This is a genomic window from Methylophilus sp. TWE2 (assembly GCF_001183865.1).
GTDB lineage: Bacteria > Pseudomonadota > Gammaproteobacteria > Burkholderiales > Methylophilaceae > Methylophilus.
On record NZ_CP012020.1, the window covers coordinates 2399865 to 2424866 of the forward strand.

Consider the following 25002-nt stretch of genomic DNA (forward strand, 5'->3'; position numbering starts at 1 on the left):
GATAACAATAGACTTATTCGCCAGCGTTATAAGCTACATTTTGCATGTAGTATGTTGCGCTAGTAGGGGCATAATTATGATGTGCTAATACATACTGATCAGTATCATTATCGGCAATTTGGTCAGGCGCTGCCACTTCGGGTTGATTGATCACAAACAGGCCGACAAAGAAAGCTGCTGCGACCGAGGCAGCAATTGACCATGTGTACTTACTGAAATGCGGACGGATGTGGGAAATTTTTTGGGAGGCAGCGACCGCCTGCGGCGCCAGCATGGTTGGCTCATCTGCCAACTGGGCCATAATGCGGCTAGTCATATCTGATTGTACCCAGCACTCTTCACGCAACACATCTCGGATCACATGGTAATCACGCCAGGCCTGTGCAACCTCACCAGTAGATTTCGCTGCGAGAAAAATATGTTCACAGCGCTCAATATCGACCTCACCGTCGACCAAGGCAGATAATTGCTGCTTCATAATAACCCCAAATCAATTACTGTTTTTATGTTAGCATTTAACAAAAAATTTGTCATAACACTCATATCGTTTTTGTTGTCGAATTGCCTACCAGCGCTTGTGCTGTGGCGTATCCAACAACGGTCTCAATTTGGTCGCAATCGTTTCACGCGCCCGAAAAATACGTGAACGCACAGTCCCGATCGGACATTGCATCACGTTAGCAATGTCTTCATAACTCAATCCTTCAAGTTCGCGCAACGTAATTGCAGTTCGCAACTCTTCAGGCAATGCCGCAATCGCATCATTGACCGTTTGCGCAATCTCTTTGGTCATCAGGGACGTTTCTGGCGTCTCCAGTGTGCGCATATCATCGCCTTCATCGAAGTTTTCTACATCTTCGATTTCCACGTCTTGCAGCACTTGTGGCTTGCGACCCATGGAGACCAGGTAGTTTTTGGCAGTATTAATGCCAATACGATACAACCATGTATAAAACGCGCTGTCGCCACGGAAGCTGTGCAACGCGCGATAAGCCTTGATAAAAGACTCCTGCACAACATCTTCCACTTCCGCCTGATCGCGGATCATGCGCGATAAAAGGCGTCCAAGTTTACGGTGATATTTTTCCACCAATAGTCCAAAGGCACGCTTGTCGCCCTGCTGAGCACGCTCGACCAGCATCTGGTCAAACTCTTTGTTCTCTTGCTGTTTGGCGCTGGCCGCCTGAACAGTCATATCGCGAGGACTCCCTTGGGTAATTTTATGATTAGGAGTAGTATACGCTTTTGTGTTATTTTCGACGAACCCGGTGCGTGTTAACGCTTCTAAATTTGCTGTGTGTAACATCGTCTCATCCCTTATTTTTTGCCTACAATGTCAAATAGCAATGTTGGCAATTGATATGACCCGAACCTCTCTGCAAAGTTCCATTGACTCCACCATCCTATGAATAAAATGTTCGATGTGCTGATTATTGGCAGTGGTCTGGCAGGCCAGTCATTGGCCTTACGCCTGGCAGATAATCATCGGGTATGCATACTGAGCAAACGTGAATTAACCATGAGTGCCAGCAACTGGGCGCAAGGGGGAATTGCTGCCGTGCTCAACAGCGAGGATTCAGTAGAAGCCCATATTAAAGATACATTGGATGCCGGCGCAGGATTATGTGACAGCGAAGTCACGCGCATGGTGGTCACCAATGGCCGTGCCAGTATTGAATGGTTATTACAGCAAGGGGTGAATTTTACACGCGAGGCTGAAGATGACCGCCTGCACCTGACGCGCGAAGGCGGCCATAGCCATCGCCGCGTGGTGCATGTCGCGGATGCCACTGGACAAGCGGTGCAGACAACCTTGACCGACCGTGTGCGCGAGCATCCGAACATCACCATCCTTGAACATCACATTGCGGTCGACCTGATCACCACGCATAAACTTTTCAAGCAGACCGCAATGGATGGCCCCAACCGCTGCCTGGGCGCCTACGTGCTCAACAACCAGACCGGCAAGGTGATTACTCTCTCGGCACAATATACCGTGATGGCTACCGGTGGTGCGGGCAAGGTCTATTTGTATACCACCAACCCTGACATCAGTACCGGTGACGGGATTGCGATGGGATGGCGGGCTGGTTGCCGAGTCGCCAACCTGGAGTTTGTACAATTTCATCCGACTTGCCTTTACCATCCGCATGCCAAATCGTTTTTAATCTCTGAGGTATTGCGTGGCGAAGGAGGCTTGCTACTCTTGCCAGATGGCACGCGGTTTATGCCCTGGCATGATGAGCGTGCGGAACTAGCCCCACGTGACGTGGTAGCTCGCGCCATTGACTTCGAGATGAAAAAACGCGGCCTGGATTGTGTCTACCTGGATATCAGCCACAAACCGGCAGAATTTATCCAGTCCCACTTTCCAAATATTTACCAGCGCTGCCTGCAATTGGGTATCGATATCACCAAACAACCTATCCCGGTCGTCCCGGCTGCACATTACACCTGTGGTGGTGTCATGACTGATATGCACGGCCGGACCGACATTGATTGCCTGTATGCCATCGGTGAAACAGCCTGTACCGGCTTGCATGGCGCAAACCGCCTGGCCAGCAACTCCTTACTGGAATGCCTGGCATTTAGCCAAAGCTGTGCACAAGATATTGAAGCTCTAGGAGCGCAACCCACCATTTCACTGCCAGACTGGGATGAAAGCCGTGTCACCGATGCTGACGAAGAGGTATTGATTACCCACACCTGGGATGAGTTACGGCGGTTTATGTGGAACTACGTGGGCATTGTGCGCACGACTAAGCGCCTGAGCCGTGCCCTGCATCGTATCCATATGCTGCGAGATGAAGTGGGCGAGTTTTACAGCAACTTTAAAGTCAGCCACGACTTGATTGAATTGCGCAACTTGTTACAAGTAGCGGAGCTGATCGTACTCAGCGCCATCGATCGCCACGAAAGCCGCGGCCTGCACTACAGCAAAGACTATCCTGACTTGCTATCGGAAGCGATTCCTACCGTGCTTACGCCTGACAACTACACCAGCCTGCTGGATTAAGATCAGCCAGGGATGAACCAAGCCTGGCTTCTATGCAGCCTGCTGGCATATTATGCCAATGCCCATGCACAGCCTGTATTGGAAAAAGTGCTTGATGGCGACACTGTCATCATTCGTGATGAGGCACGATCATACCACTTGCGGCTGCTGGATATAGACGCTCCAGAACTGCATCAGGCCTTTGGCAAACAATCCAGACGCAGCCTTGACCAACTTTGCATGAATGCCCCCATCTCGGTCCAATTACAAGGACAGGACCTCTTCGGCAGGACATTGGGGCACTTATACTGCGGCAAGCAGGATGCCAGTCAATCTCAAATTGCAGTGGGCATGGCCTGGTTTAACCAGCGTTATTCCAGGCGCTACGAATTGCAAGTCTTGCAAAAACAGGTCCAACAACAAGCATTAGGCTTATGGCAACAGTCGAATCCATTGCCACCATGGCAATGGCGCAAACTTTACGGACGACATTATCATCACCAAGAGTGACACCATCACTACAATATCCTTTAGAATATTGTTTTATTAAAGAACTTTAGGATTTTATACATGCAAGTAGCAATGAACACCGTGGTCACCATGACCTACAAACTGCAAAATAGCGATGGCGACATCCTGGAAGAAAGCAAGGATCCGGTAGCTTATCTGCATGGTGGTTATGACAATATTTTCCCTAAAGTGGAAGAAGCCATGCATGGCAAAAACGTGGGTGACGTAGTAGAAGTCAGCCTGGACCCGGAAGATGCATTTGGTGAGTATGATGAAGGCCTGGTACAAATCGAACCAGCAAGCGCGTTTCCAAGTAATGACCTCAAAGTTGGTATGCAGTTTGAGGGCGAAGACGAAACAGGTGATGTCATTTTGTACACCATTACTGACGTTGCCGACGGCAAAGTCGTCGTCGACGGCAACCATCCGTGGGCGGGCCAACGCTTGCTGTTTACGGCGACCATTGCCAGCGTCCGCTCAGCAAACCAGGAAGAGATTGCGCATCAGCACGTCCATGGCGCCGGTGGTCACCACCACTAATCAGCGACAAGCTGTTTAAACGGGTTGGCGCAACTTTCCTTGCGTCAATACTTCCGTTTTGACAACGTCTGCCACTTCACTCCACACAAGGCTGAGTGACAAAGTCGGCAATGCAGATGACGCAATCTCCTGCTCTAAGACCAGACTGGTTTCTGCTACTCCAGCGGAATTTCGGTTTGAGCAAAGGCTTCAAAGGGTGGCAACTCCGCCAAGGATCGTAAATTCAAGTCATCCAGAAAATGTTTGGTGGTGGCATAGAGTGAGGGTCTGCCGGGGACTTCGCGCTGGCCGACCACATCTATCCAGTCCCGCTCCTGCAATTGGCGAATCACGTTAGGATTCACCGCAACCCCTCGAATCTGCTCAATATCGCCCCGTGTCACAGGTTGCCGGTAAGCAATAATTGCCAGCGTTTCCATCACCGCCCGCGAATACTTTGGTTGACGTTCAGGATTCAGTCGTGAGAGATACTCGCTATACTCAGCCTTGGCCTGGAAGCGATAACCGCTGGCCACTTGCACCAAGTCCAGAGTCTTGTCCAACCAGTCCGCCTTCAATTCATCGAGCAGCATGCGCAAGGTAGCACGCTCCATGCGCCCGGCAAACAGCTTGAGCAAATCTTCCAGCGCTAATGGCTGAGGTGAAGTCAGTAAAGCCGCTTCCAAGATGCGCTTCATTTCCTCGATACTGTCGGGCTCACGCATGGCTGATCCTAACTCGAGCTATTGGCTTGCACATAAATCGTTCCAAACGCTTCCTGCTGGGTAATGCGTATCAAGCCTTCTTTCGCAAGCTCAAGCATGGCGAGGAAGTTCACGACCAGTTTGGGGATGCCTTCGGTTTGCAGGTCAAACAGTTCATCAAATCGCAGCACTTGCATCGTACTTAACCTACGCAATAACAAACTCATATGCTCACGCACAGAAAGCTCGGCTCGCCCTAATTTATGATGCTGGTTCAATTTGGCGCGCTTGAGCACATTGCGCCAGGCTTCCACCAGGTCATCCAGGCTGACTTCTGGCGGTTTCACCTGACTGATATGCTGGTAATACGCCGCTGCGACATCAATCTCTTCCCCGACCTTTGGCATTGCATCCAGTCGCTGTGCCGCCAGCTTGATCGCTTCATATTCCATCAGGCGCTTGACGAGTTCTGCGCGGGGATCATCCTCTTCCTCGACCTCGGTCGGTTTGGGTAGTAACATGCGCGACTTGATTTCAATGAGCATGGCGGACATCAATAGATATTCCGCCGCTAATTCGAGTTTAATCCCCTTCATTTTTTCCACATAAACCATGTACTGCACCGTGAGGTCAGCCATAGGGATATCCAGGATATCGAGGTTATGCTTGCGGATCAGGTACAGCAACAAATCTAACGGGCCTTCAAAGGTATCCAGGTACACCTCTAGCGCGTCGGGTGGAATATACAGGTCTTGAGGCAACTCAGAGAGTGTTTCGCCTTTGATTTTCACCTGGGCGGTGAGTGGGCTATTGAGTGTCGCGTCCATGCCACGATTGTAACGATTTGCGATGCAGGATTAAAGACTATTCTGCATAGGGATTAGCGAAGCCCAACTTCTGCAGGATGGCAATTTCCATGGCCTCCATCAAGTCAGCTTGTGCATCGATTTCGTGGTCATAGCCATGCAGGTGCAACACGCCATGCACCGTCATATGCGCATAATGTGCAAGCAAGGCTTTGCCTTGTTCCTTGGCCTCCCTGGCAACGACAGGGGCACAAATGACAATATCCCCCATGAGCAAAGGCTCTTCAGTTAACGGAAAAGTCAACACATTGGTGGGGTAATCCTTGCCGCGGTAACTGGCGTTCAACTGCTTCCCTTCCTCTTCATCCACCACACGAATGGCTAAACTGGTTTCTACCCGCAACGCCGCGCGTACCCAGCGCTTGAATTGGCTGGCAGAAGGAATATTCTCCGCTTGCGAGGCCAGTTGCAATGAAAAATCCAGTTGGGGCATACCGTTAAGTTTTCTGTAAAATATTCGTTATTATAGAAAGAAAACCCTTAAAGGAAACGGTGTGATGACAAATCGCTCCAAGCTGGTGGTTGCCAACCGCAAAATGCACGGCAACTTGCCAGACAATCAGCAGTTTATGCAAACGCTATTGCAACAAACCCGCCATCATAAGGCACGTTATGCGGTGTGCCCGCCACATCCTTATCTGTTCCAGGCACAGCAAGTGCTGCAAGACAGCCACATTGCCTGGGGTGGGCAAAACATGAGCCGCTATGAAAAAGGTGCCTATACGGGCTCGGTCTCACCTCTCATGCTAAAAGAATTTGGCTGCAGCTATGTGATTATCGGTCACTCAGAAAGGCGTCAACGCGGTCACGACAGTGATGAAACCTGCGGAGAACGTTTTGAATCAGCACTCAAAGCTGGACTCACGCCCATTTTGTGCATCGGTGAAACCTTAGAAGAGTACGAGCAAGGCGAAACTGACCTTGTCGTGGTACGGCAACTCAATCCGGTGATTGCGCATGTCGGCATTGAGGCGCTATCAAAAGGCGTGATTGCCTATGAGCCAGTGTGGGCCATAGGCACAGGCAGAGCAGCCACTCCACAGCATGCACAAGCCATTTTGTCTTTTATCCGTGGCCATATTGAATTACTGGACACAAAGGCGGCCGAGGACATTACCTTGCTGTACGGTGGCAGTATGAATCCTGGCAATGCCGCACAACTATTAAGCATGCCCGATGTCGATGGTGGCTTGATCGGCGGCGCCTCCCTGGTGGCAGACGACTTTATCCGCATCTGCCAGATTGCCAACGAATTGACCCCGCTCAAAACCGCAGCCTGACTCACGTTTCAGCCGCACTGCCCGGACAAGACCAATAAAAAAGCCGACTCACGTCGGCTTTTCTACATCTAAGTAAACTAGATCTTTACTAACAATTTAAGTAAAACCAGATTACTGTAGTCTGGATTACTTAGCTTCTTCAGCAGGAGCAGCTTCAGCTGGTGCAGCCTCAGCAGGAGCAGCTTCAGCAGGAGCAGCTTCAGCTGGTGCAGCCTCAGCTGGAGCTTCAGCAGCTGGAGCTTCAGCAGCAGGTGCCTCAGCAGCAGGCGCTTCTTCAGCTGGTTTTTCACCACAAGCAGTCAAAGCCAAAGCCAACAATGCAGCCAACAATGCAGAACGTGTCATCTTTATTTCCTTAGTATGTATGAGCAAAAAATTATTTACGGACAATTCTCTGGAGGAGAACCAGCCGAGTGAAAAAAATTGTATCAGCAATTGATTAAAAAAAGAACGCAAATCCAGTGAAAAACAAAGGATTTTTTTATGTCAGCGCCTAATCCTTGTGGTTTTCTCACAAAAAACCAGAATAAATCGTTTGTGACCAATGTAATTAACCGCTTTTTTCAGCCAGATGCACATAACCGGCCTGGTACACCTCATGCAACCAGGGCAATAGCGAATCCAGCGTATCTCCCTGGCACAGGGACACGGCCAATTGTCGGCAATTCGCCAATATATTCAATAGATTAGCATCCATTTTCGGGACACTCTCACCATTGATAAAATAGTGTCCTTGCCAGTGCAACATCTGGGTTTGCAGGTCCAATACTATTCCACTTTGCGCAGCACGTTGTTTGAACTTTTCCAGGCTCAGTTTGCGATTCGGCGAAAACACCACATATGCCTTGGGTTCAGAAAAATATTTGGCGAGAAATGGTCCTAATTGCTCTGCTTGCCAGGGCAAGCGACGCATCATGTCGGCCACATGATTGACCATCTCCTCACTGACCGACGACGCATCTGTGACGGGTTGCAAATCAGGATCACGATAAAGCTCATCCGGCAGGTTTTCCTGCCGACAAGCCTCAAGGAACTCAATAGCCAACTCACGTGCCGCAGGGGCACGGAAACCAATGGAATAAGTCATGCAATCATCGTCTTCTGAAATGCCCCAATGCGCCACGTTAGGCGGCAGGTAAAGCATGTCACCAGGTTCCAGCACCCACTCCTGCTCACACTCGAAGTGCGACAGGATACGCAAAGGGGCATCAGGGATGAGCCTCAGATCAGTTTGCTGACTGATGCGCCAGCGGCGTTTTCCTGCGCCTTGCAATAAAAAAACATCGTAACTATCAATGTGCGCACCCACACCACCCCCGGTAGGCGCATAACTGACCATGACATCATCCAGTCTGGCATTCGGGATAAAACTGAATTGCGACAACAAGGCTTGCGCTTCGGGCAGAACATGGTTTACACCCTGAACCAGCAATGTCCAATGCTGTGCCGGAAGTGCGGCAAAGTCTTCGTCATCAAATGGCCCCTGTGTCACTTGCCAACCACGCCCCGCCTGTTGACGTTCAGGATCAAACTGGATCAGCCTGGAAGGCACCTCGGCGTCACACGCCAGGCCTGCCAACTCACTAGGATCAAGGAGCCCCTTGAAATCCGGCATGGCGCCACGGATCAACAGAGGTTTCTTTTGCCAGTATTCCGCCATAAATTGGGCAGGCGTTAAGCCATTGAGTAGGGTCAGTGCTTGTTGCATGATTCAGTCATCTGAAAGGGAGGAAAGGAGCAGTACTGATACTTTGGGTCAGCCGCGAAATAAAGCGTTGTGACTTTTCTGCCAGTGTCAGAGCGAGCAAATCGGTACGCGCAATCAGTTTGCTGAATTCGCGCTCAAAGCTGAGGTTCTGCACTTCGCCCGGCTGGCTGTTGGTCAGCAGCAATAACTCACCCTGCGCATTTCTGGCATTGGCCAGCTTCCATACTGCAATTTCGATATTCCTGGCCGCATTATACAAATTTTGCGGTTCTATGCTATCTGTCAGAAAAAAAGCTGACTTATTACCATGCGCCCGGAATAACATGGACTGCATGCCCACCACCAATGCCAGCACGCGGTCACCGCTATATTGCGGGGTTAATGCCAGCTTAATAGCGGCAGTATCCTGGGCGCCACCCAATGCATCAAACTGCCAGTGATGGACAGCAGCCTGCTCGAACACATAGTCAGCGATCTGTTCCGCTGTACCCAAGCCAGACTTGTGCGCTTCCGCCGGATTGCGCTTGTACATCTTGAGCATGAGCAAACGCAAGGTACTGGCATTCTCGGCGTATTCGATATCTGCCAGTCGATCGAGGTCAGTTTTGACCAATTGGTGGAAGGTATTGCGGTCTTGTCGCGCCGGTATCGGACGTCCATTCGGCGAATCCACATAGCCAACGTTGGAGGTTGTGCCGCATCCGGCCAGCAGTAAGATAAATATACTGAGGCCGAACGGTCTCATGCAGGCAATACCCGATGTGCAGGAAAAATAATCTGGAAGCGGCTACCCTCACCTGGCTTACTCTCAATGTGCAGGCTGGCCTGATGGTGATGCAGGATATGCTTGACGATGGACAAACCCAGACCCGTACCGCCAGTATCTCGGCTGCGTCCACTATCTACGCGGTAAAAACGCTCCGTCAAGCGTGGCAAATGCTGGGACTCTATGCCTATCCCGGTATCCTGCACCGTAAACACGGCTTCTTCACCACGCAATTGCCAGTAGATATCAATCTTTCCATGTTCAGGGGTATAGCGCACGGCATTGCTGGTCAGGTTGCTTAATGCGCTTAACAGCTCATTGTAGCTGCCGCGGATATTCACTTCAGTCTCCATGTGCAATGTCACGGTGTGCTGCCCTTGACTCAGGGCTTGCGCATCTTTTTGCAACTGCCTGAGCAATGCTGGCATGGCAATATCGGTTTCGTCTTTAAGGGTGACGTTATTTTCCAAACGAGACAACGTCAGCAAATCTTCAATAATGCGGCGCATACGCGTCGTCTGCGATTGCATCATGTCAAAATAAGGCTGGATATCGGGTGAGATTTCACCTTGCATATCGCCTATCGTTTCCAGGAAACCGCCTATGACTGTTAATGGCGTGCGCAATTCATGAGAGACGTTGGCGACAAAGTCACGGCGCATGACTTCGGTTTTTTCAATCGCAGAGACATCCCGACAAATCAATAAGCGCTGTTTGCTGGCAAATGGAATAATCTGTAATTCGAGTGTGACATCCGGGCTACGCCAGGATTTAAGCTTGAGCGGTTCACTGTAATCTTCCGCCTGCAAATACTCTACAAACTCTGCCTGCCGCAATAAATAATAGATCGGCTGGTTTTCATCATGATGGCGCTTCAGGCCAAGCCGCTGGATGGCCGGCTCGTTAAACCATTCAATTTCATTACGGTTATTGAGGACGACGACCCCGTCCGGCAAGGCGCTGGTCGCATGACGCAAGCGCTCCAGAGTACTGCTGAGCTGACTCTGGCTACGCGAGTGACGCCGCATTTCATGGTAAAGGTTGGCAAAAATATCTTCCCAGATACCCTTGCCATTGGGAATGAAGTTAAGGCTGGGCTTGAGTGCCCATTGATATAGCCGATGAATCCAGTAAATATGTGCAGCCAGATAAGCCAGAGTCCCCGCTATAAACAGTAGCCAGGCAGTCTCTGCACGAGTAAACCAGCCAACCATCAGGCAACAAAACGCCCAAAACAGCAGATTCCAGAATGCTTTCCAACGAATATCTTGCACGAGCCATTCTCAACACATTGATGGCGCGATTATACGACAATCCCGTTTGCACGCGATGACAGGATGATGACACCTTTGATCGTCCTGTCGCTTACTCCTCCGTGAAGGAGACACTTTTGGCATAAGGTTTGGCAAGCGGCTCCCCTATAAACAAACCTTGCATGGGCCACTTGACGCTTTTCCAGTAAGCCTCGATCAAGGTTTCGCCCGCCAGGTAATGGCCCAGCACGATTTGCGGATTGGGAAATTTTTGCCAGTAATTACACGGCTCGGAGACCGTGCCATAGCTGCCCGTCACGCCCGCATCCAGCCAGCGGCTAGCTGGCATCTGTGTATTGTAACTGCCTAACACCCCTCCCGCTGAAGTCAGATGATCGGCAATCGCACCCGGCAAATAGCTATTGGTCAACATGTAATCCACCTGTTTTTGACCGGTGAAATAAAACATGACCGCAGACTGCTTTTCAATCGCTTCCTGGCTCAAGGTATGCAAGGTCAGTTTTTTGGATTTAATGGTCATGCCATCTTGCGGAAAAAAAGGCTCACGCGGTTTAGAACGGGCCGCATCACGTGTTTTAAGAAAATAACCATCCGCCTCATTGAGGCTAAACTCACTGAGCACGCCGCGATCAATGAGTGCCTTGGCAGCTTCTACACTGGTGATCGGCAACAGCATGGACAAACGCAGATGATGGTCTGCCCATGGCCGTAATGACATGCTGTTAAAGTAAGGACTATCGCGGCCGGGATCACAGGTTTTACGGCACTGATTGAGGTCCAGTCCTAATGTCAGCGCACTGGTCAGGCTGTTGCATTGCACAGCAAACGGCGTACGCCAAACCAGCAGCAATACTTGCTGGTGTGTCAGCTTAGCGTCCAGTTGCGTTTTCAGGGATTCAAATTCCGCAACGCTCAATGCATCTTTGGCATGCCTGGGCAACTCCACGCCAATCAGGTTTTCTGCCGGCACCTGCCTGGCCTGTAAGTAGTAGCGGGCAACTTCTTCACTTTGGGTATCGTTAATGTTGTAAATCACCGCCACATCCTCAGGCTTTAACAAGGAAGGCCTGGTCAAGATTTTTTTGCTGACATCCACGGCGCCCGCCATTGCCTGGGAGACTAAAAGAATCAGACCCAACCCAATCCAGAGCCCCGTTTTTATTCCGAACTTACCCACACCCATTCACACAAACTCCATCGCGGTTGCAAAGACATCACTCTGGCATAAAAACCAGCGTAAAATTCCATCATATCCCAGATTCAACTGCTTGCATGAAATGAGGTGAACGATGGCAATTCAAACGACGGCAACACAGACGATTTTAATCACCGGTGCCAATCGTGGTATCGGACTGGAGTATGTGAGGCAATATGCCGAAAGTGGCAACCAGGTGTACGCCACGGTGAGAGACCTCGCCCAGGCGACATCATTGCAGCAACTGGCTGCCGAGTACTCCAATATAGAGGTATTAGCACTGGATGTGGCAGATATCGCCGCCATCCGTGAACTTGCTGGCCAATTGTCCGCCATTACGGTGGATATTTTAATCAGCAACGCTGGGACCTATCCTGAAAGTAGCTTTGGCAAAACAGATCCACAGGCCTGGTTGCATGCGTTTCAGGTCAATACCCTGACGACCTATTACCTCGCCGAAGCCTTTTTACCGCAACTCAGGCGCGCCAGTCAGGCCAAATTGATTGCCATGACCAGCAAGATGGGTAGCATAGAAGACAACAGCAGTGGGGGCGAATACATTTACCGCAGCAGCAAAACTGCCTTGAACATGGTTGTCAAAAGCCTGGCCCTGGACTTGAAGGAATTCAATATTGCGGTCGCAGCCCTGCATCCAGGCTGGGTACGCACAGATATGGGCGGCCCGAATGGCCTCATCGATACGGCAACCAGTGTACGCGGCTTACGGCAAGTGATCGAACAGTTAACTTGCGAGCAATCAGGGCAGTTTATTGCCTACGATGGCAAACTGATTCCGTGGTAATGCTTGGCCGTAAAACCTAAGCGGGCGAGGACGTCACTTTATAGGGGCTGCGCTCTTCGAGTTCGTCCACGTAATGTTGCATCGTCCCCGCTTCGCGGTCCAGGAAACGGGCCACGCTCTGGTGAAAATCAGCATGACTTAAATAATGGTACGAACAAGTAGGGTAAGGCGCAAAACCACGCGCCAGTTTATGCACCCCCTGCGCACCGCCTTCAAAATAGCGGATGCCGTGGCGGATACAAAACAACTGTGGCTGGTAGTAACACAGTTCAAAATGCAGGCAGGATATCTCGCACAGGCTGCCCCAATAACGGCCATACAACGTGTCGGCGCCTAATATACACAAGCTGGCTGCCACATCTTCGCCATCTTGCGCCGCAATAAACAGCCTGAACTGCTCAGGCATGGCGCGGCTGACCTGCTCAAAAAAGGCTGGCGGCAAATAAGGACTGCTGCCATGCCTGTGATAAGTATTGCAGTAGCATTGATAAAATAAGGCCAGTTCCGCCTTGCTCACGTCATGGCCGTTGACCTCACGGCAAGACACACCTTGCTGGGAGACTTTATTGCGCTCCTGACGGATTTTTTTGCGTTTGTCGCGGCTAAGTGCGGCAAGAAATGCTTCCCAATCCGGGTAACCCGCATTCTCCCAACGGAATTGCACCCCGTTGCGCCGTAACCAGTTGGCGTCTGCACATTCACTGGCGGATGTCGGGTCGGGGAACAATACATGTGCCCCAGACAACCCATGTTGTTGGCATAAGGACTGCATGTGCGACAACATGGCTGATGCCAGCGCTTGTGGGTTTGCATAGCCAGGATGTATCAGTAATCTCGGGCCTGTCACTGGGGAAAATGGAATGGCGGAAATCAGCTTGGGATAATACTGCCCCCCTGCTTGTTCATAGGCATCGGCCCAGGACCAGTCGAATACATACTCCCCATAAGAATGTGTTTTGAGGTAACAAGGCGCTGCAGCTAGTAACTGCTCACCATCAAAGACTGCCAAATGATAGGGAATCCAACCAGTTTGCTCGCCCACAGCACATGATGATTCAAAGGCAAACAAAAACCGGTAATCCAGCATGGGATGATTTCCGGTCACTGCCTGCCAGGCGACAGGTGAGATTTCCTGCAATCCGCGATACCAGACAAACGATAACTGGCTGATATCCATACTGGCTTAGCAGAAGACAAAAGAGGCGCCTAATGGCGGACACGCCTCAATAACAATTGGCATGTAGTGAAGCATTCAGTCTAGCTAGGATGTTTGCGTATGGCCGAAACGTCCTTGCTGCTGGAGCTTGCAGAACTATTGGCCGGAATGACTGATGAAGTGGACTTGGATTTCATTCTGGATCGCGTGTCAGTGTCTGAGTCACTGACGATACTTTGCTGAGCTTCGCTTTTGGCTTCGGCTTCCCGTTGCCTTTCCACCATCTTGGCATAGGCAGTCTCAAGCTCATCCAACGTAATCACGCCATTGTTATCAAGATCAACATAGGAAAAATGGCGGGCGACCTGCGGCAAACACAGCGTGGCCTCTTCACGGTCCAACGAATCATCATTATCGCGGTTACATTCATTAAAACGCTGCGAAATGCTGTCATGCATGGCCTTGCGTTTTTGCAACATGAGTTGATGGTCAGGGTCTGTATTACGTGCGTAATCAGACAATGCCTTGCGCAAGCGTGCGCGGTCCTCCGGACTGAAATTATGCTCCAGAGTTTTGGAGAGGCCGACATCATCATTTTCGATAACGCGATTATCCGTGAGCCGGATAGGTAATTTGAGATCTGCAAATACAGGGAATGCCAGCAACATGGGTGTTGTCAGCAAAAACACATGCTTCAAATGTCTGATCGCTCTAAATATCCACATCCAAACGTAATACCTTACTGCCGTTTCACCAGGACTTCTTTTTAAACAACCGTTTTTAAAAGTGAAACAAGCATGATTAACATGGCTGATATTGCCTGAGTTTGTCTCAGGCGGCTTACCATAGCGCAAATATGGCCGCTCAATCCACTTATTTAACACAAAATAGCACTTTGTTCAAAGCGGTTTCGCGATTTTGAGCAAAGCATCTTGCCTCATGATTGTAACTGCAATATTTCATCGCTGACGCTATTTGTAACCAAGTTGTAACTGCTCCCACTTCATGCCCGTCAGAGCTTAGAGTATAATTATTAACGATAAGTTTACGGCCCCGCCGTTTTCCCTGTCTAATGTCAGGTCAGCCTGATAGCAATCTAGTGCGTTAACAAGCACGCCCGCTTCTGTGTAAAAAGGTACGTAATGGCAGAACAGTTAAAAAAAATCTTGATGGTCGATGATGATTTGCGTATGCGAGAGCTATTACAGCGCTACCTCACAGAACAAGGATTCAATATCAAATCGGTTTCTGATGGCAAGGAAATGGACAAGGCCATGTCTGCCGAGAGTTTTGATTTATTGATTCTCGACCTCATGCTGCCGGGTGAAGATGGCCTGGCGATTTGCCGACGCCTGCGTGGTTCTAACCATCTCACACCCATCATCATGCTTACCGCGCGTGGCGACGAAGTTGACCGTATCGTTGGCCTGGAAATGGGGGCAGATGATTACCTGCCAAAACCGTTTAACCCACGTGAACTGCTTGCCCGTATCAACGCTGTGTTACGTCGTCACGAAATCACGCCCAAGACCACGACAGAAGAAAAGACGTCAGCCTTCCAGTTCGGCGACTTTGTGTTTGATACCAATACCCGCAGCCTCACCAAAAATGGCGCACCCATTACGATTACCAGTGGTGAATTCACCCTATTAAAAGTGTTTACCGAACACCCGCGCCAGCCACTGTCACGAGACCGTCTGATGCAACTGGCACGCGGGCGCGAACTGGATGTATTTGATCGAAGCATAGATGTACAAGTGTCGCGCCTGCGCCGCATTATTGAGCCGGATCCAGCACACCCTCGTTATCTGCAAACCATGTGGGGCTTTGGTTATGTGTTTATCCCGGATGGCGAAGCGCCACAATAACCCTCTGTCTCCGCTCTAGCCCCAGTGCGCTTACTGCCCCGCAGACTGCTGTCCAGAATCATGTTACTGATTGCCATTTTGCTGGCCGTCAGTATTTACGCATCGCTTAAAATCTTTGATTACTTTGATCGCGAACCGCGTGCTACGGCGGCAGCCCTGCAGGCCGTCACCATTGTCAACTATACCCGCGCATCGCTGATTGCCTCACATGAAAACCGTCGCCTGGCCTTGCTATCAGAGCTGTCCGGGCGTGAAGGCGTACGTGTGTATGCTGCAGACTTTTTGGAAGATATTGAGCCCTTACCGGCAGACCCTTTCATTAACCTGGTGGCGCTCAAAATCCGTGAACGGCTGGGCGAAGAAACCATCATCACAGTCAATCATTACGATATCCCTGGCTTGTGGATCAGCTTTAATCTCGGCCAGGATGATTTCTGGGTTGTGATCCCAAAAATTCAGGTGGATCGCCCCTTTCCCTGGCATTGGCTGGGATGGGCGGCCGTGGTCGGCTTGCTGTCATTAGTAGGGGGCTATTTGCTGACCGCCCGCATCAACCGGCCGCTGACCATGCTGGTACATGCCGCAGAACGGCTTCGTAATGGCGAGCCCGCGCCCAAACTGCCAGTGGATAGTGTGGAAGAACTACGCGAAGTGACGCACACCTTTAATGAAATGGCGGAATCGCTGGCACGGCTGGATGCAGAACGTACTTTGCTGCTGGCAGGTGTATCTCACGATATCCGCACGCCGCTAGCACGCTTGCGGCTGGCAGTAGAAATGCTGCCGCAAGAAGCCGACTATATGAAACAGGGCATGATTGAAGATATTTCCGATATGGACAATATCATCCACCAGTTTCTGGATTTTGTTCGCGGCGTTGAAGGCGAGCCCACCCGCATGATGGATATTAACGATTTGCTCAATGCCCTGGCAGAACGGCAACGTCGTGCCGGCCGTGAGCTTAAAATCTCATTAGGACCCAAATACTTTATCCCCATTCGGCCGCTGGCCATGCAACGTCTGCTCGACAACCTGGTGGGCAACGCCTACAACTATGGTAAAGGCAAGGTCGAGGTGCGTAGTCAGGTCATGGCCGACAAGATTGTCATCAGCGTGCTCGACAATGGACCCGGCATTCCTCCCGAACACGCAGAGCGCTTATTGCGTCCATTTGAGCGTATGGACAGCGCACGAAACAAATATGAAGGAGGCAGCGGCTTAGGATTAGCCATCTGTAACCGCATTGCCGCCTTGCACGGCGGCCAGCTGGCGCTGCTTAACCGGCCAGAAGGCGGCCTGGAAGCCAGACTTTCGCTACCTATCCTGCCGAATACCTGATCTTTATTCAGTCGGCGTAAACCAGTTGAGGCGCGACCTCAATTTTACCACTTCACCAATGATCGTCAGGCTAGGCGGCTTCAACCCGGCCGCCGCAACATCTGCAGCTAGATGCTGCAACGTAGATTCCACCACACGCTGCTTCTGCGTGGTGCCTTGCTGGATCACTGCCGCTGGCATCTCTGGCGACAGGCCTTGTGCTATCAGCTTACTGCAAATCTGCTCCAGGCCCACCAGCCCCATATAAATCACCACGGTTTGTTTGGGGCGTGCCATGGCTTGCCAATCGAGGTCTATGGTGCCGTCTTTGAGATGGCCGGTAATAAACAAACAAGCCTGGGCATAGTCCCTATGTGTCAGTGGAATCCCGGCATAACTAGAAACACCATTCGCCGCCGTGATGCCAGGCACCACCTGAAACGGCACGCCATGCTGCATCAGCGTCTCAATCTCTTCACCGCCGCGGCCAAAAATAAACGGGTCGCCGCCTTTTAAGCGCAATACGCGCTTACCCTCCAGCGCCAGCTTGGCCAGCAAGGCATTAATTTCTTCTTGCGGCAAGGTGTGCTGGTCACGCGACTTACCAACATACACCAGTTCCGCATCGCGCCGCACCAGCTCCATCACCTCTTTGCTTACCAGCTTGTCATATACGCAAACATCGCATTGCTGCATCAGCCGCAAAGCTCTAAAGGTGAGCAAATCTGGGTCACCCGGACCACCACCCACTAGGTACACTTCGCCGCGCGTAGGGGCATCTTGTTGCTGACTTAGCAACTCCCCCAACAATTCGCGTGCCGCCTGCTCCTGCCCCGACAACACCCGCTCCACCAGCGGGCCATTCAATACATCTTCCCAGAAGCGGCGGCGGGCAGGCAGGTTGGAAAATTTGGCTTTCACCTGGTCGCGAAACTCACCCGCAATGGCGGCAATGCGGCCGTAAGCCGCGGGCAACATGGTTTCGATCTTACTGCGGATATGGCGCGCCAACACCGGCGCATTACCTTCACTCGAAATCGCAATCACCACCGGGCTACGGTCGATCACCGAGCCCATCGTAAACGTGCATAAAGCAGGCGCATCCACCACATTCACCGGGATATTCAAGCGTTTTGCCGCCACTGACACGGCTTCATTAACCACTTGGTCATCCGTGGCTGCAATCACCAGGCACGCGCTGGTCAACTGTTCTGCATGAAACTCAGCAGGCACATAGTCAATCTCGCCCTGCGTATGCATCTCCCGCAACTCGTCGCATAACTCGGGTGAAATGACGGTAACCTGCCCTTGCGCCTTGCGCAACATAATCACTTTGCGTGTCGCGACATCGCCACCACCGATGACAATACAAGGGCGTTGTGCAATGTTGAAAAAAATCGGTAAAGCTTGCATGCAGAGAAGACTTCGACAAGAAAAGTGTATTTTACCGCAGTCCGTTGTCTTGGCTGGGGTTTCCCCTGCAAATACGCTAAAATACTGTTTTTGTGAGAAATTTAACGTTCGATGAAGCAGGACAGCGGAAAAAAGATATTCATTAAGTCGTTTGGTTGCCAGATGAATGAATACGATGCTTCACGCATGGTGGACTTAATGCGTGAGCACGATGGCATGACCCAGACTGACAAGATGGAAGAAGCGGATGTCATTCTGCTCAACACCTGCTCGGTGCGCGAAAAAGCCGAAGAAAAAGTCTTCAGCCATCTCGGCCGCATGATTCCACTCAAAGAAAAAAATCCCAACCTTGTGATTGGGGTTGGCGGCTGCGTGGCCAGCCAGGAAGGCGAAGCCATCATAGCGCGTGCGCCTTATGTCGATGTGGTGTTCGGCCCGCAAACCCTGCACCGCCTGCCCGAGCTGATTAAAGCCAAACAAGCGGCAGACAAACCACAAGTGGACATTGCCTTCCCCGAGATTGAGAAGTTTGACCATTTACCGCCGCCCCGCGTCGAAGGCGCCACCGCATTCTTAAGCATTATGGAAGGCTGCAGCAAATATTGCAGCTTCTGCGTGGTGCCCTACACCCGCGGCGAAGAGTTCTCGCGTCCGTTTGAAGACATCATTACCGAAGCCATCCAGTTGGCTGAACAAGGCGTCAAAGAGATCACGTTGCTTGGTCAAAACGTCAATGCCTACCGCGTGCCATATCAAGGTATAGAAGCCGATTTAGCACTGTTGATTGAAACGATTGCAGAACTGCCGCAAATTGAGCGCATCCGCTACACCACCAGCCACCCGAATGAAATGAGCGAGCGTTTGATTGCCTGTCACGCTAATGTCCCTAAACTGGCGAATCAATTGCACCTACCGGTACAAGCTGGCAGCGACCGCATTTTAATGGCGATGAAACGCAACTACACGGCCTTGCAATACAAAGGCCTGATCCGCAAATTGAAAGCGGCAAACCCGCTATTAACAATTACCAGCGACATCATTGTCGGCTTTCCTGGCGAAACTGAAAAAGACTTTCAGGCCACACTAAAACTCATGCGCGATGTGGGCTTTGATTACAGTTTCAGCTTTTTATACAGCCCACGCCCTGGTACCCCGGCCAGCTATTTGCCGGATGAAACACCGCAAGCCGACAAGGCGGCGTGGCTTAAGCAATTGCAAACCGAAAACGAAGCGAATGGTGACGCCATTAGCCGCGCCATGCTGGGCACGGTGCAACGCGTACTGATTGATGGCCCGTCGTGGAAAGACCCTAACCTGCTGGCAGGTAAAACCGACAATGGCCGTGTTGTCGATATTGCCGCCAATGCAAGTTGTATCCACCAAATGGTGCAAGTGAAAATTACCGACGTCTACAACCCCAAACGCCTGGTCGGCGAAATAGTGAATTAAGCATGGAAATCACCCTCAGCCCTGAAGACAACCTGATGCTGGCCAACTTATGCGGCCCGCTCGATGAAAATATCCGTCAACTGGCCAACGGCCTGGATATCGACATCAACCGCCGCGGCAGCACGTTTTACTTGAGCGGCAACCAAACCAATATGCGGCTGGGCGCGCAAATGCTGGAAAACTTCTACGCCCGCTCAAAAAAACCGATTGAGCTCGAAGATATTCAACTCGGTCTGGTAGAAATCGACAAACTCAAGCCAGAAGAAGTCAGCAGCAGCGCCATGCCAACGCTAATGACGCGCCGCGGCGACTTGCACGGCCGCACGCCGCGCCAGGTCAGCTACCTGCAACAGATACAAGACCACGACATCACCTTTGGCATCGGCCCCGCAGGCACCGGCAAAACCTACCTGGCCGTCGCCAGTGCAGTGGATGCCATGACGCGTGACCGCGTGAAAAGAATCGTGTTAGTCCGTCCGGCAGTGGAAGCCGGTGAACGCCTGGGCTTCTTGCCAGGCGATTTAAATCAAAAGGTTGACCCCTACCTGCGCCCGTTATATGACGCCTTGTATGACCTGGCGGGTTACGACACGGTGAACAAAATGTTCGAACGTGGCGCCATTGAAGTCGCGCCGCTGGCCTATATGCGTGGACGCACGCTGAATCAGAGTTTTATTATTCTGGACGAAGCGCAAAACACCACACCGGAACAAATGAAAATGTTCTTAACCCGTATCGGCTTTGGCACCAAAGCCGTGATTACCGGCGACGTCACGCAGATTGACTTGCAACGCCACCAGAAAAGCGGCCTGGTAGAAGCACAGAAAATCCTCAAGGAAGTCAAAGGCATAGCCTTTACCCAATTTATGTCGCAAGACGTGGTACGGCATCCGTTGGTGCAGAAAATTATTAATGCTTATGAGAAATTTGAGCAGCACGCAGAAAAGAGCTAACTTACCAGCAGTGCATGGGGGTGACCATAATCACCATTTATAAAGGTGTATTGGTCTTTACGCGGTTAATTTCCTGCAACCAGAGATCAACCGGTTGCGGTCTGGAAAACAAATATCCCTGTTGCACGATTTCAGCTTTTGCGTTTAACAGGACAGACTGTGCCTCTGTCTCTACCCCTTCGGCGACAACCCTCAAGCCTAACTTTTGGGCGACGGCGAGGATGGCGTCAATTAACACTTCATCACTCTGATTGGTCGGTGCATCCTGCACAAAAGTTTTGTCTATTTTAAGTTCGTGGACGGGTAGTTTTTTAAGGTAAGCTAAAGATGAAAAGCCGGTCCCAAAATCATCTATCGAAAAATGGATACCCAGACTACTGAGCATCTTCATTTTCTGGACAACCTCTTCAAGATTATTTAACACCATACCTTCAGTGACTTCCAGCATAATTCTGTCTCCACTCAAGCCATAGATTGAGAGCATCTGCTTGATTGAATCGGTAAACGTGTGCTGCCTGAATGTTCGTGGGCTGATATTAACCGAGATCCTGTGCTGGAATGTTTGCAAGTGGGGAGAGACCAGAAGCTTGCATACTTCGTGCAGGACAAAATGATCAATTTGCGTAATCAAATCCGAGTCTTCGGCCACAGGAATGAAAATGTTGGGTGGGATAAATCCTTGCTCCGGATGCTCCCACCTTAGTAACGCTTCTGCTCCAACGACCTCGGCCGAGGCATTGACCTGAGACTGAAGATACAACTGTAGCTCTTGACCAAGCAAGGCATCGTGCAAGTCACGCTCCACCTGATAATACCTTTCAACAGCCTGTGCCATGGGCGACTCAAAAAATACGGTTTGATTGCCTCCTCGCTGTTTGGCAATATGCAGCGCCGTATCTGCATTTTTTAACACCGTCAGCGCCGTATCATTATTGGCCTCAGGAAAAAGGATCACGCCGATACTGGCTGTAATATGCAGTGGTGTCCCCTGAATGCTAAACGGCTGCATGATCACTTTGGAAACGTTGCCCACAATCGTGGCGGCATGATGCGCCATGGTCCCTTCGTACGACAAAGGGTGATGGATATGAATGGCAAACTCATCTCCACCATAACGGGCGATCATGGCTTGATCAAAATTCAAATCCATTAAACTTTGCGCTACACTTTTAAGCACATCGTCGCCAAATCGATGACCACGCGCATCATTCAAATGCTTGAAATGATCAATATTGATCAGCATCAGAATGTCATTCTGCATTTGACGCTGAGCGGAAGATAAATGCTGGCTTAAATGGCTGATCAGCAAATTGCGATTAGCCAACCCGGTGAGTGTGTCGTAATTGGCTAATCGATAAGCCTCCTCTTCCGCTTTTCTTTGCAGGGTGATGTCCTGCTGCACAGATAGATAATGCGTGATGTCGCCTTTATCGTCCCGCACCGGTGCAACCACAGCCTGCTCTACATATTCAGTACCATCTTTACGAAGGTTGATAAAGCTACCGTGCCAGACCTTGCCTTGCAGCAGGCTATTCCATAAGGCCTCTATAGATGATTTGGGGGTCTTATGAGACGCCCTGAACCCCGGATTTTTTCCTAACACCTCAGCAGCGGTATAACCGCTATTAATTTCGAAGGCTTTATTCACGTACTCAATGTTGCCGTCGAGATTGGTGATAATTGTATTCACAGGCGACTGTTCTATGGCCTGTGACAATTGACGCATGCGGGACTCAAGCGCTTTTCGCTCTGTAATATCCCACATAATCCCCTGCAGGTAGCTAATGTGATTGTGCTCATCTTCTATATAAACGGCTTCATCATGAAAGATTCGCCACTCGCCATTTTTCGTCCTAAGCCTGTACTCACAGGAGAAGCCCGTTTTGTTCTGATGGGCGATCTCCAAGGCCTTGATGGCAATCGGTCTGTCTTCTGGATGTATCTTCTCCATCCATGCCTCAGGGGAGGCCAGCCATTCTTCCAAGGTATATCCAAGCTCGCGTATTTTAGGGCTGACGTAGACATTTGAACTCGCATCATTGATATTGGCGCGATAGATAATCGCCGGCACCTGCTCAGTCAGGGAGCGATAAATCGCCTCGCTTTTAGACAGCTCTTCCAGGGCTTTGTGCTCGGCCGCTTGTGAAACCAACACTCTGTGCAACAGTCTCTTGACCAGCACGTACAACAAAAGCGTGGTCAGCCCAACAAACAGCCAGCCTTTTAAAATACTGACCTGGGTGATTTTTCCCGGCTCTTTGAACAACAAGCTGACAAAGGAGTCTGACAGCCAGATATATAAAGCCGATACGACCGCATAGACAAAAACCACTTTAAGCACCCCTTGCTCAAAGTTGCCATGCTTAAAAAGTGCTTTTGCTCTACTTGCTAAAGACTCCATCCCATTCCCTGGCCTAGGTAATTGCAAAGTGTATTTATGGAAAATTTATTAGGCTATTAATTATCGCGCAGTCTAACACAAGGATTCACACTAACACTGAAGCCTAGAGTCAAACATGGGCTGAATATGCTGCATTAAACACTTCGTGCAAAATCGCTCAGGACAACCTCTCGCTGGCGGTCATAGCAAAGACAGGAAATTTTTGCATGATTTCTGCAAACAAGGCACTCTCCACCCAAGTCGCCAGCCACACACGTAACCTGGAATATGGACTCATTACGAACCATTCCGTATCCACCGCTGCAAATTGCCGAATAAACGGGAATATGGCGACATCAGCCATGCTGGGTTTATCACCAAGCAAATAGTCATGCTGCGCTAACGCGGCTTCCAGCCTTTGCAAAAAATGCTCACCTTGCTCACGGTAATAAGCTTGCGTATGTTCAGGGTAACGGTCAGGATATTTATAGCGATCTAACGCTTTTTTGAAGTCACCGTCGTTGATGGTAATCAGCGCGTTTACTGCTTCAGGCGCTGCATTCAGCCAGCCCTGCGGATCATTCTGGGCAAGTGCCCACTGCATGATATCCAGGCTTTGTTCAAGCACGGTGCCATCAGGCAGTTGCATTACCGGCACGGTGCCTTTGGGGGAAATCTGCAGTAAATGTACAGGTTTTTCACGTAGGGAAATCTCGCGTACTTCTACCTGAATATTCGCCGCCCAGATCGCCATACGGGCGCGCATGGCGTAGGGACAACGGCGGTAGGAGTAAAGTATAGGTAGCGCCATCAGAGGAGTGCGCGACGACAATCTTTAATCAGTTGCGGCCCTTTATAAATCAGGCCACTGTATAGCTGGACCAAACTGGCGCCTGCGGCCATTTTTTCTTTGGCATCGTCGCCGTTCAAAATACCGCCCACACCAATAATCGGCAGACTGCCCTGCAAACTGGCCGCGAGTGTTTGAATGACACGTGTTGAACCGGCTTTTACCGGTGCGCCAGACAACCCACCTGCTTCTTCTGCATTCGGCAATCCAGCCACGGCATCGCGTGACAAGGTGGTGTTAGTGGCAATCACGCCGTCCATGCGGTGCTGCATCAGCAGTTCAGCGATTTCTTGCACTTGCTCGGTGGTTAAATCGGGAGCGATTTTGAGCACAACTGGCACATATTTGCCATGCAATTGCGAGAGGATTTTTTGCTCGGCTTTGAGTGTCGCCAGCAGCTGGCCCAGCGCTTCTTTTTCTTGTAACGCACGCAGGTTTTTGGTGTTGGGTGAGGAAATATTCACCGTGATATAACTGGCATGGTTATACACTTTGCGCATGCAGGTGAGGTAGTCTTCAGCAGCGCGATCGTTCGGGGTATCGAAATTTTTACCAATATTAATGCCCAAGATGCCTTTGAATTTGGCTGCTTTGACATTCTGGATCAGCTGATCGACACCCAGGTTATTAAATCCAAAACGGTTAATAATGGCTTCGGCTTGTGGCAAACGGAACAACCGTGGTTTTGGATTACCTGGTTGAGCGCGTGGCGTGACCGTCCCCACTTCAATAAAGCCAAAACCGAGCGCGGCCATGCCGTCGATGACCGCCGCATTTTTATCTAGCCCTGCAGCAAGACCGACCGGGTTAGGGAATGTCAGCCCCATCACTTCGATGGGTTGATCGGGCAAACGTGGAGCAACCAATTTCAGCAGTCCCATTCTTTCTGCACGGTTGAGCGATTGCAAGGTAATATCGTGTGCTTGCTCTGCATCAAGTTGGAACAGCAGAGGTTTAAGCAGGGGGTAGATATTCATACTTCAATTTCCTGAACAGG

The 25002-nt window shown here is 50.6% G+C and carries 25 protein-coding genes; 9 read left to right on the forward strand and 16 right to left on the reverse strand.

The window, feature by feature from the left end; genetic code table 11:
• Positions 1-13 precede the first annotated feature (13 nt).
• On the reverse strand, positions 14-478 hold the full coding sequence (locus tag ACJ67_RS11245) for a sigma-E factor negative regulatory protein (RefSeq protein WP_049639143.1): 465 nt from the start codon (positions 476-478) through the stop codon (positions 14-16).
• 87 nt (positions 479-565) lie between these two features.
• Positions 566-1195 (reverse strand): RNA polymerase sigma factor RpoE, encoded by a 630-nt coding sequence (rpoE, locus tag ACJ67_RS11250; RefSeq protein WP_018986996.1) that lies wholly within the window; start codon positions 1193-1195, stop codon positions 566-568.
• A gap of 210 nt (positions 1196-1405) precedes the next feature.
• Here rpoE and nadB point away from each other — a divergent pair, with 210 nt between their 5' ends.
• The 3 genes from nadB to ACJ67_RS11265 are packed head-to-tail and all read left to right on the forward strand — an operon-like array spanning position 1406 to position 4045.
• A complete protein-coding gene (gene nadB, locus ACJ67_RS11255; protein WP_049639144.1) occupies positions 1406-3016 on the forward strand; it encodes an L-aspartate oxidase in 1611 nt (536 codons plus the stop codon).
• 12 nt (positions 3017-3028) lie between these two features.
• Entirely contained in the window at positions 3029-3505 is a 477-nt protein-coding gene (locus tag ACJ67_RS11260) for a thermonuclease family protein (protein ID WP_049639145.1), read from the forward strand.
• Between the two features lie 60 nt (positions 3506-3565).
• Positions 3566-4045, forward strand: a complete 480-nt coding sequence (locus ACJ67_RS11265; RefSeq protein WP_026295502.1) for a peptidylprolyl isomerase — start codon at positions 3566-3568, stop codon at positions 4043-4045.
• Positions 4046-4200: 155 nt separating this feature from the next.
• On the opposite strand, the gene scpB is transcribed toward ACJ67_RS11265, so the two are convergent.
• From scpB to ybeY, 3 genes are read right to left on the reverse strand one after another with little or no spacing between them, the layout of a single operon-like run.
• A complete protein-coding gene (scpB, locus tag ACJ67_RS11270; protein WP_049639146.1) occupies positions 4201-4749 on the reverse strand; it encodes an SMC-Scp complex subunit ScpB in 549 nt (182 codons plus the stop codon).
• 8 nt (positions 4750-4757) lie between these two features.
• Positions 4758-5555 carry a ScpA family protein gene (locus ACJ67_RS11275; protein ID WP_049639147.1) on the reverse strand — a complete coding sequence of 266 codons (798 nt, stop codon included), beginning with the start codon at positions 5553-5555 and terminating at the stop codon, positions 4758-4760.
• Positions 5556-5592: 37 nt separating this feature from the next.
• Entirely contained in the window at positions 5593-6027 is a 435-nt protein-coding gene (gene ybeY / locus ACJ67_RS11280) for an rRNA maturation RNase YbeY (RefSeq protein ID WP_049639148.1), read from the reverse strand.
• Between the two features lie 64 nt (positions 6028-6091).
• Here ybeY and tpiA point away from each other — a divergent pair, with 64 nt between their 5' ends.
• On the forward strand, positions 6092-6874 hold the full coding sequence (gene tpiA, locus ACJ67_RS11285; RefSeq protein ID WP_049639149.1) for a triose-phosphate isomerase: 783 nt from the start codon (positions 6092-6094) through the stop codon (positions 6872-6874).
• Positions 6875-7000: 126 nt separating this feature from the next.
• On the opposite strand, the gene ACJ67_RS11290 is transcribed toward tpiA, so the two are convergent.
• The 5 genes from ACJ67_RS11290 to ACJ67_RS11310 all read right to left on the reverse strand — a co-directional run bounded on the left by ACJ67_RS11290 (position 7001) and on the right by ACJ67_RS11310 (position 11760).
• Positions 7001-7219, reverse strand: a complete 219-nt coding sequence (locus ACJ67_RS11290) for a hypothetical protein (protein ID WP_049639150.1) — start codon at positions 7217-7219, stop codon at positions 7001-7003.
• A 205-nt stretch (positions 7220-7424) separates the two neighbouring features.
• Positions 7425-8582: a cupin domain-containing protein gene (locus tag ACJ67_RS11295; protein ID WP_049639151.1), complete on the reverse strand. Its 1158-nt coding sequence runs from the start codon at positions 8580-8582 to the stop codon at positions 7425-7427.
• A gap of 7 nt (positions 8583-8589) precedes the next feature.
• Positions 8590-9327, reverse strand: a complete 738-nt coding sequence (locus ACJ67_RS11300) for a hypothetical protein (protein WP_049639152.1) — start codon at positions 9325-9327, stop codon at positions 8590-8592.
• Entirely contained in the window at positions 9324-10622 is a 1299-nt protein-coding gene (gene phoR / locus ACJ67_RS11305) for a phosphate regulon sensor histidine kinase PhoR (protein ID WP_082164023.1), read from the reverse strand. The genes ACJ67_RS11300 and phoR overlap by 4 nt, the downstream gene beginning before the upstream one ends.
• A 91-nt stretch (positions 10623-10713) precedes the next feature.
• On the reverse strand, positions 10714-11760 hold the full coding sequence (locus ACJ67_RS11310) for a TIGR03790 family protein (protein ID WP_231587167.1): 1047 nt from the start codon (positions 11758-11760) through the stop codon (positions 10714-10716).
• A 151-nt stretch (positions 11761-11911) separates the two neighbouring features.
• Between ACJ67_RS11310 and ACJ67_RS11315 the strand changes: the two genes are divergently transcribed.
• Positions 11912-12619, forward strand: a complete 708-nt coding sequence (locus ACJ67_RS11315; protein WP_049639154.1) for an SDR family oxidoreductase — start codon at positions 11912-11914, stop codon at positions 12617-12619.
• Positions 12620-12635: 16 nt separating this feature from the next.
• Here ACJ67_RS11315 and ACJ67_RS11320 read toward each other — a convergent pair whose 3' ends face one another.
• Positions 12636-13796 (reverse strand): GNAT family N-acetyltransferase, encoded by a 1161-nt coding sequence (locus ACJ67_RS11320; protein ID WP_049639155.1) that lies wholly within the window; start codon positions 13794-13796, stop codon positions 12636-12638.
• A gap of 80 nt (positions 13797-13876) precedes the next feature.
• Entirely contained in the window at positions 13877-14500 is a 624-nt protein-coding gene (locus tag ACJ67_RS11325) for an EF-hand domain-containing protein (protein WP_197080611.1), read from the reverse strand.
• 417 nt (positions 14501-14917) lie between these two features.
• Between ACJ67_RS11325 and ompR the strand changes: the two genes are divergently transcribed.
• A complete protein-coding gene (gene ompR / locus ACJ67_RS11330) occupies positions 14918-15643 on the forward strand; it encodes a two-component system response regulator OmpR (RefSeq protein WP_049639156.1) in 726 nt (241 codons plus the stop codon).
• A gap of 60 nt (positions 15644-15703) precedes the next feature.
• Positions 15704-16981, forward strand: a complete 1278-nt coding sequence (locus ACJ67_RS11335) for a sensor histidine kinase (RefSeq protein WP_049639157.1) — start codon at positions 15704-15706, stop codon at positions 16979-16981.
• Positions 16982-16984: 3 nt separating this feature from the next.
• Here ACJ67_RS11335 and cysG read toward each other — a convergent pair whose 3' ends face one another.
• Positions 16985-18373: a siroheme synthase CysG gene (gene cysG / locus ACJ67_RS11340; RefSeq protein WP_049639158.1), complete on the reverse strand. Its 1389-nt coding sequence runs from the start codon at positions 18371-18373 to the stop codon at positions 16985-16987.
• A gap of 111 nt (positions 18374-18484) precedes the next feature.
• Between cysG and miaB the strand changes: the two genes are divergently transcribed.
• The gene (gene miaB, locus ACJ67_RS11345; RefSeq protein WP_049639159.1) at positions 18485-19822 is read left to right on the forward strand and encodes a tRNA (N6-isopentenyl adenosine(37)-C2)-methylthiotransferase MiaB; all 1338 of its coding nucleotides are present in this window, start codon (positions 18485-18487) and stop codon (positions 19820-19822) included.
• Between the two features lie 2 nt (positions 19823-19824).
• Positions 19825-20775 (forward strand): PhoH family protein, encoded by a 951-nt coding sequence (locus ACJ67_RS11350; RefSeq protein WP_049639160.1) that lies wholly within the window; start codon positions 19825-19827, stop codon positions 20773-20775.
• Positions 20776-20812: 37 nt separating this feature from the next.
• Here ACJ67_RS11350 and ACJ67_RS11355 read toward each other — a convergent pair whose 3' ends face one another.
• The 3 genes from ACJ67_RS11355 to ACJ67_RS11365 all read right to left on the reverse strand — a co-directional run bounded on the left by ACJ67_RS11355 (position 20813) and on the right by ACJ67_RS11365 (position 24982).
• The gene (locus ACJ67_RS11355) at positions 20813-23176 is read right to left on the reverse strand and encodes a GGDEF domain-containing phosphodiesterase (protein ID WP_049639161.1); all 2364 of its coding nucleotides are present in this window, start codon (positions 23174-23176) and stop codon (positions 20813-20815) included.
• Between the two features lie 157 nt (positions 23177-23333).
• Positions 23334-23966 carry a glutathione S-transferase gene (locus tag ACJ67_RS11360; RefSeq protein ID WP_082164025.1) on the reverse strand — a complete coding sequence of 211 codons (633 nt, stop codon included), beginning with the start codon at positions 23964-23966 and terminating at the stop codon, positions 23334-23336.
• Complete coding sequence (locus ACJ67_RS11365; RefSeq protein ID WP_049639163.1) at positions 23966-24982, reverse strand: quinone-dependent dihydroorotate dehydrogenase; 1017 nt, start codon at positions 24980-24982, stop codon at positions 23966-23968. The genes ACJ67_RS11360 and ACJ67_RS11365 overlap by 1 nt, the downstream gene beginning before the upstream one ends.
• Positions 24983-25002 lie beyond the last annotated feature (20 nt).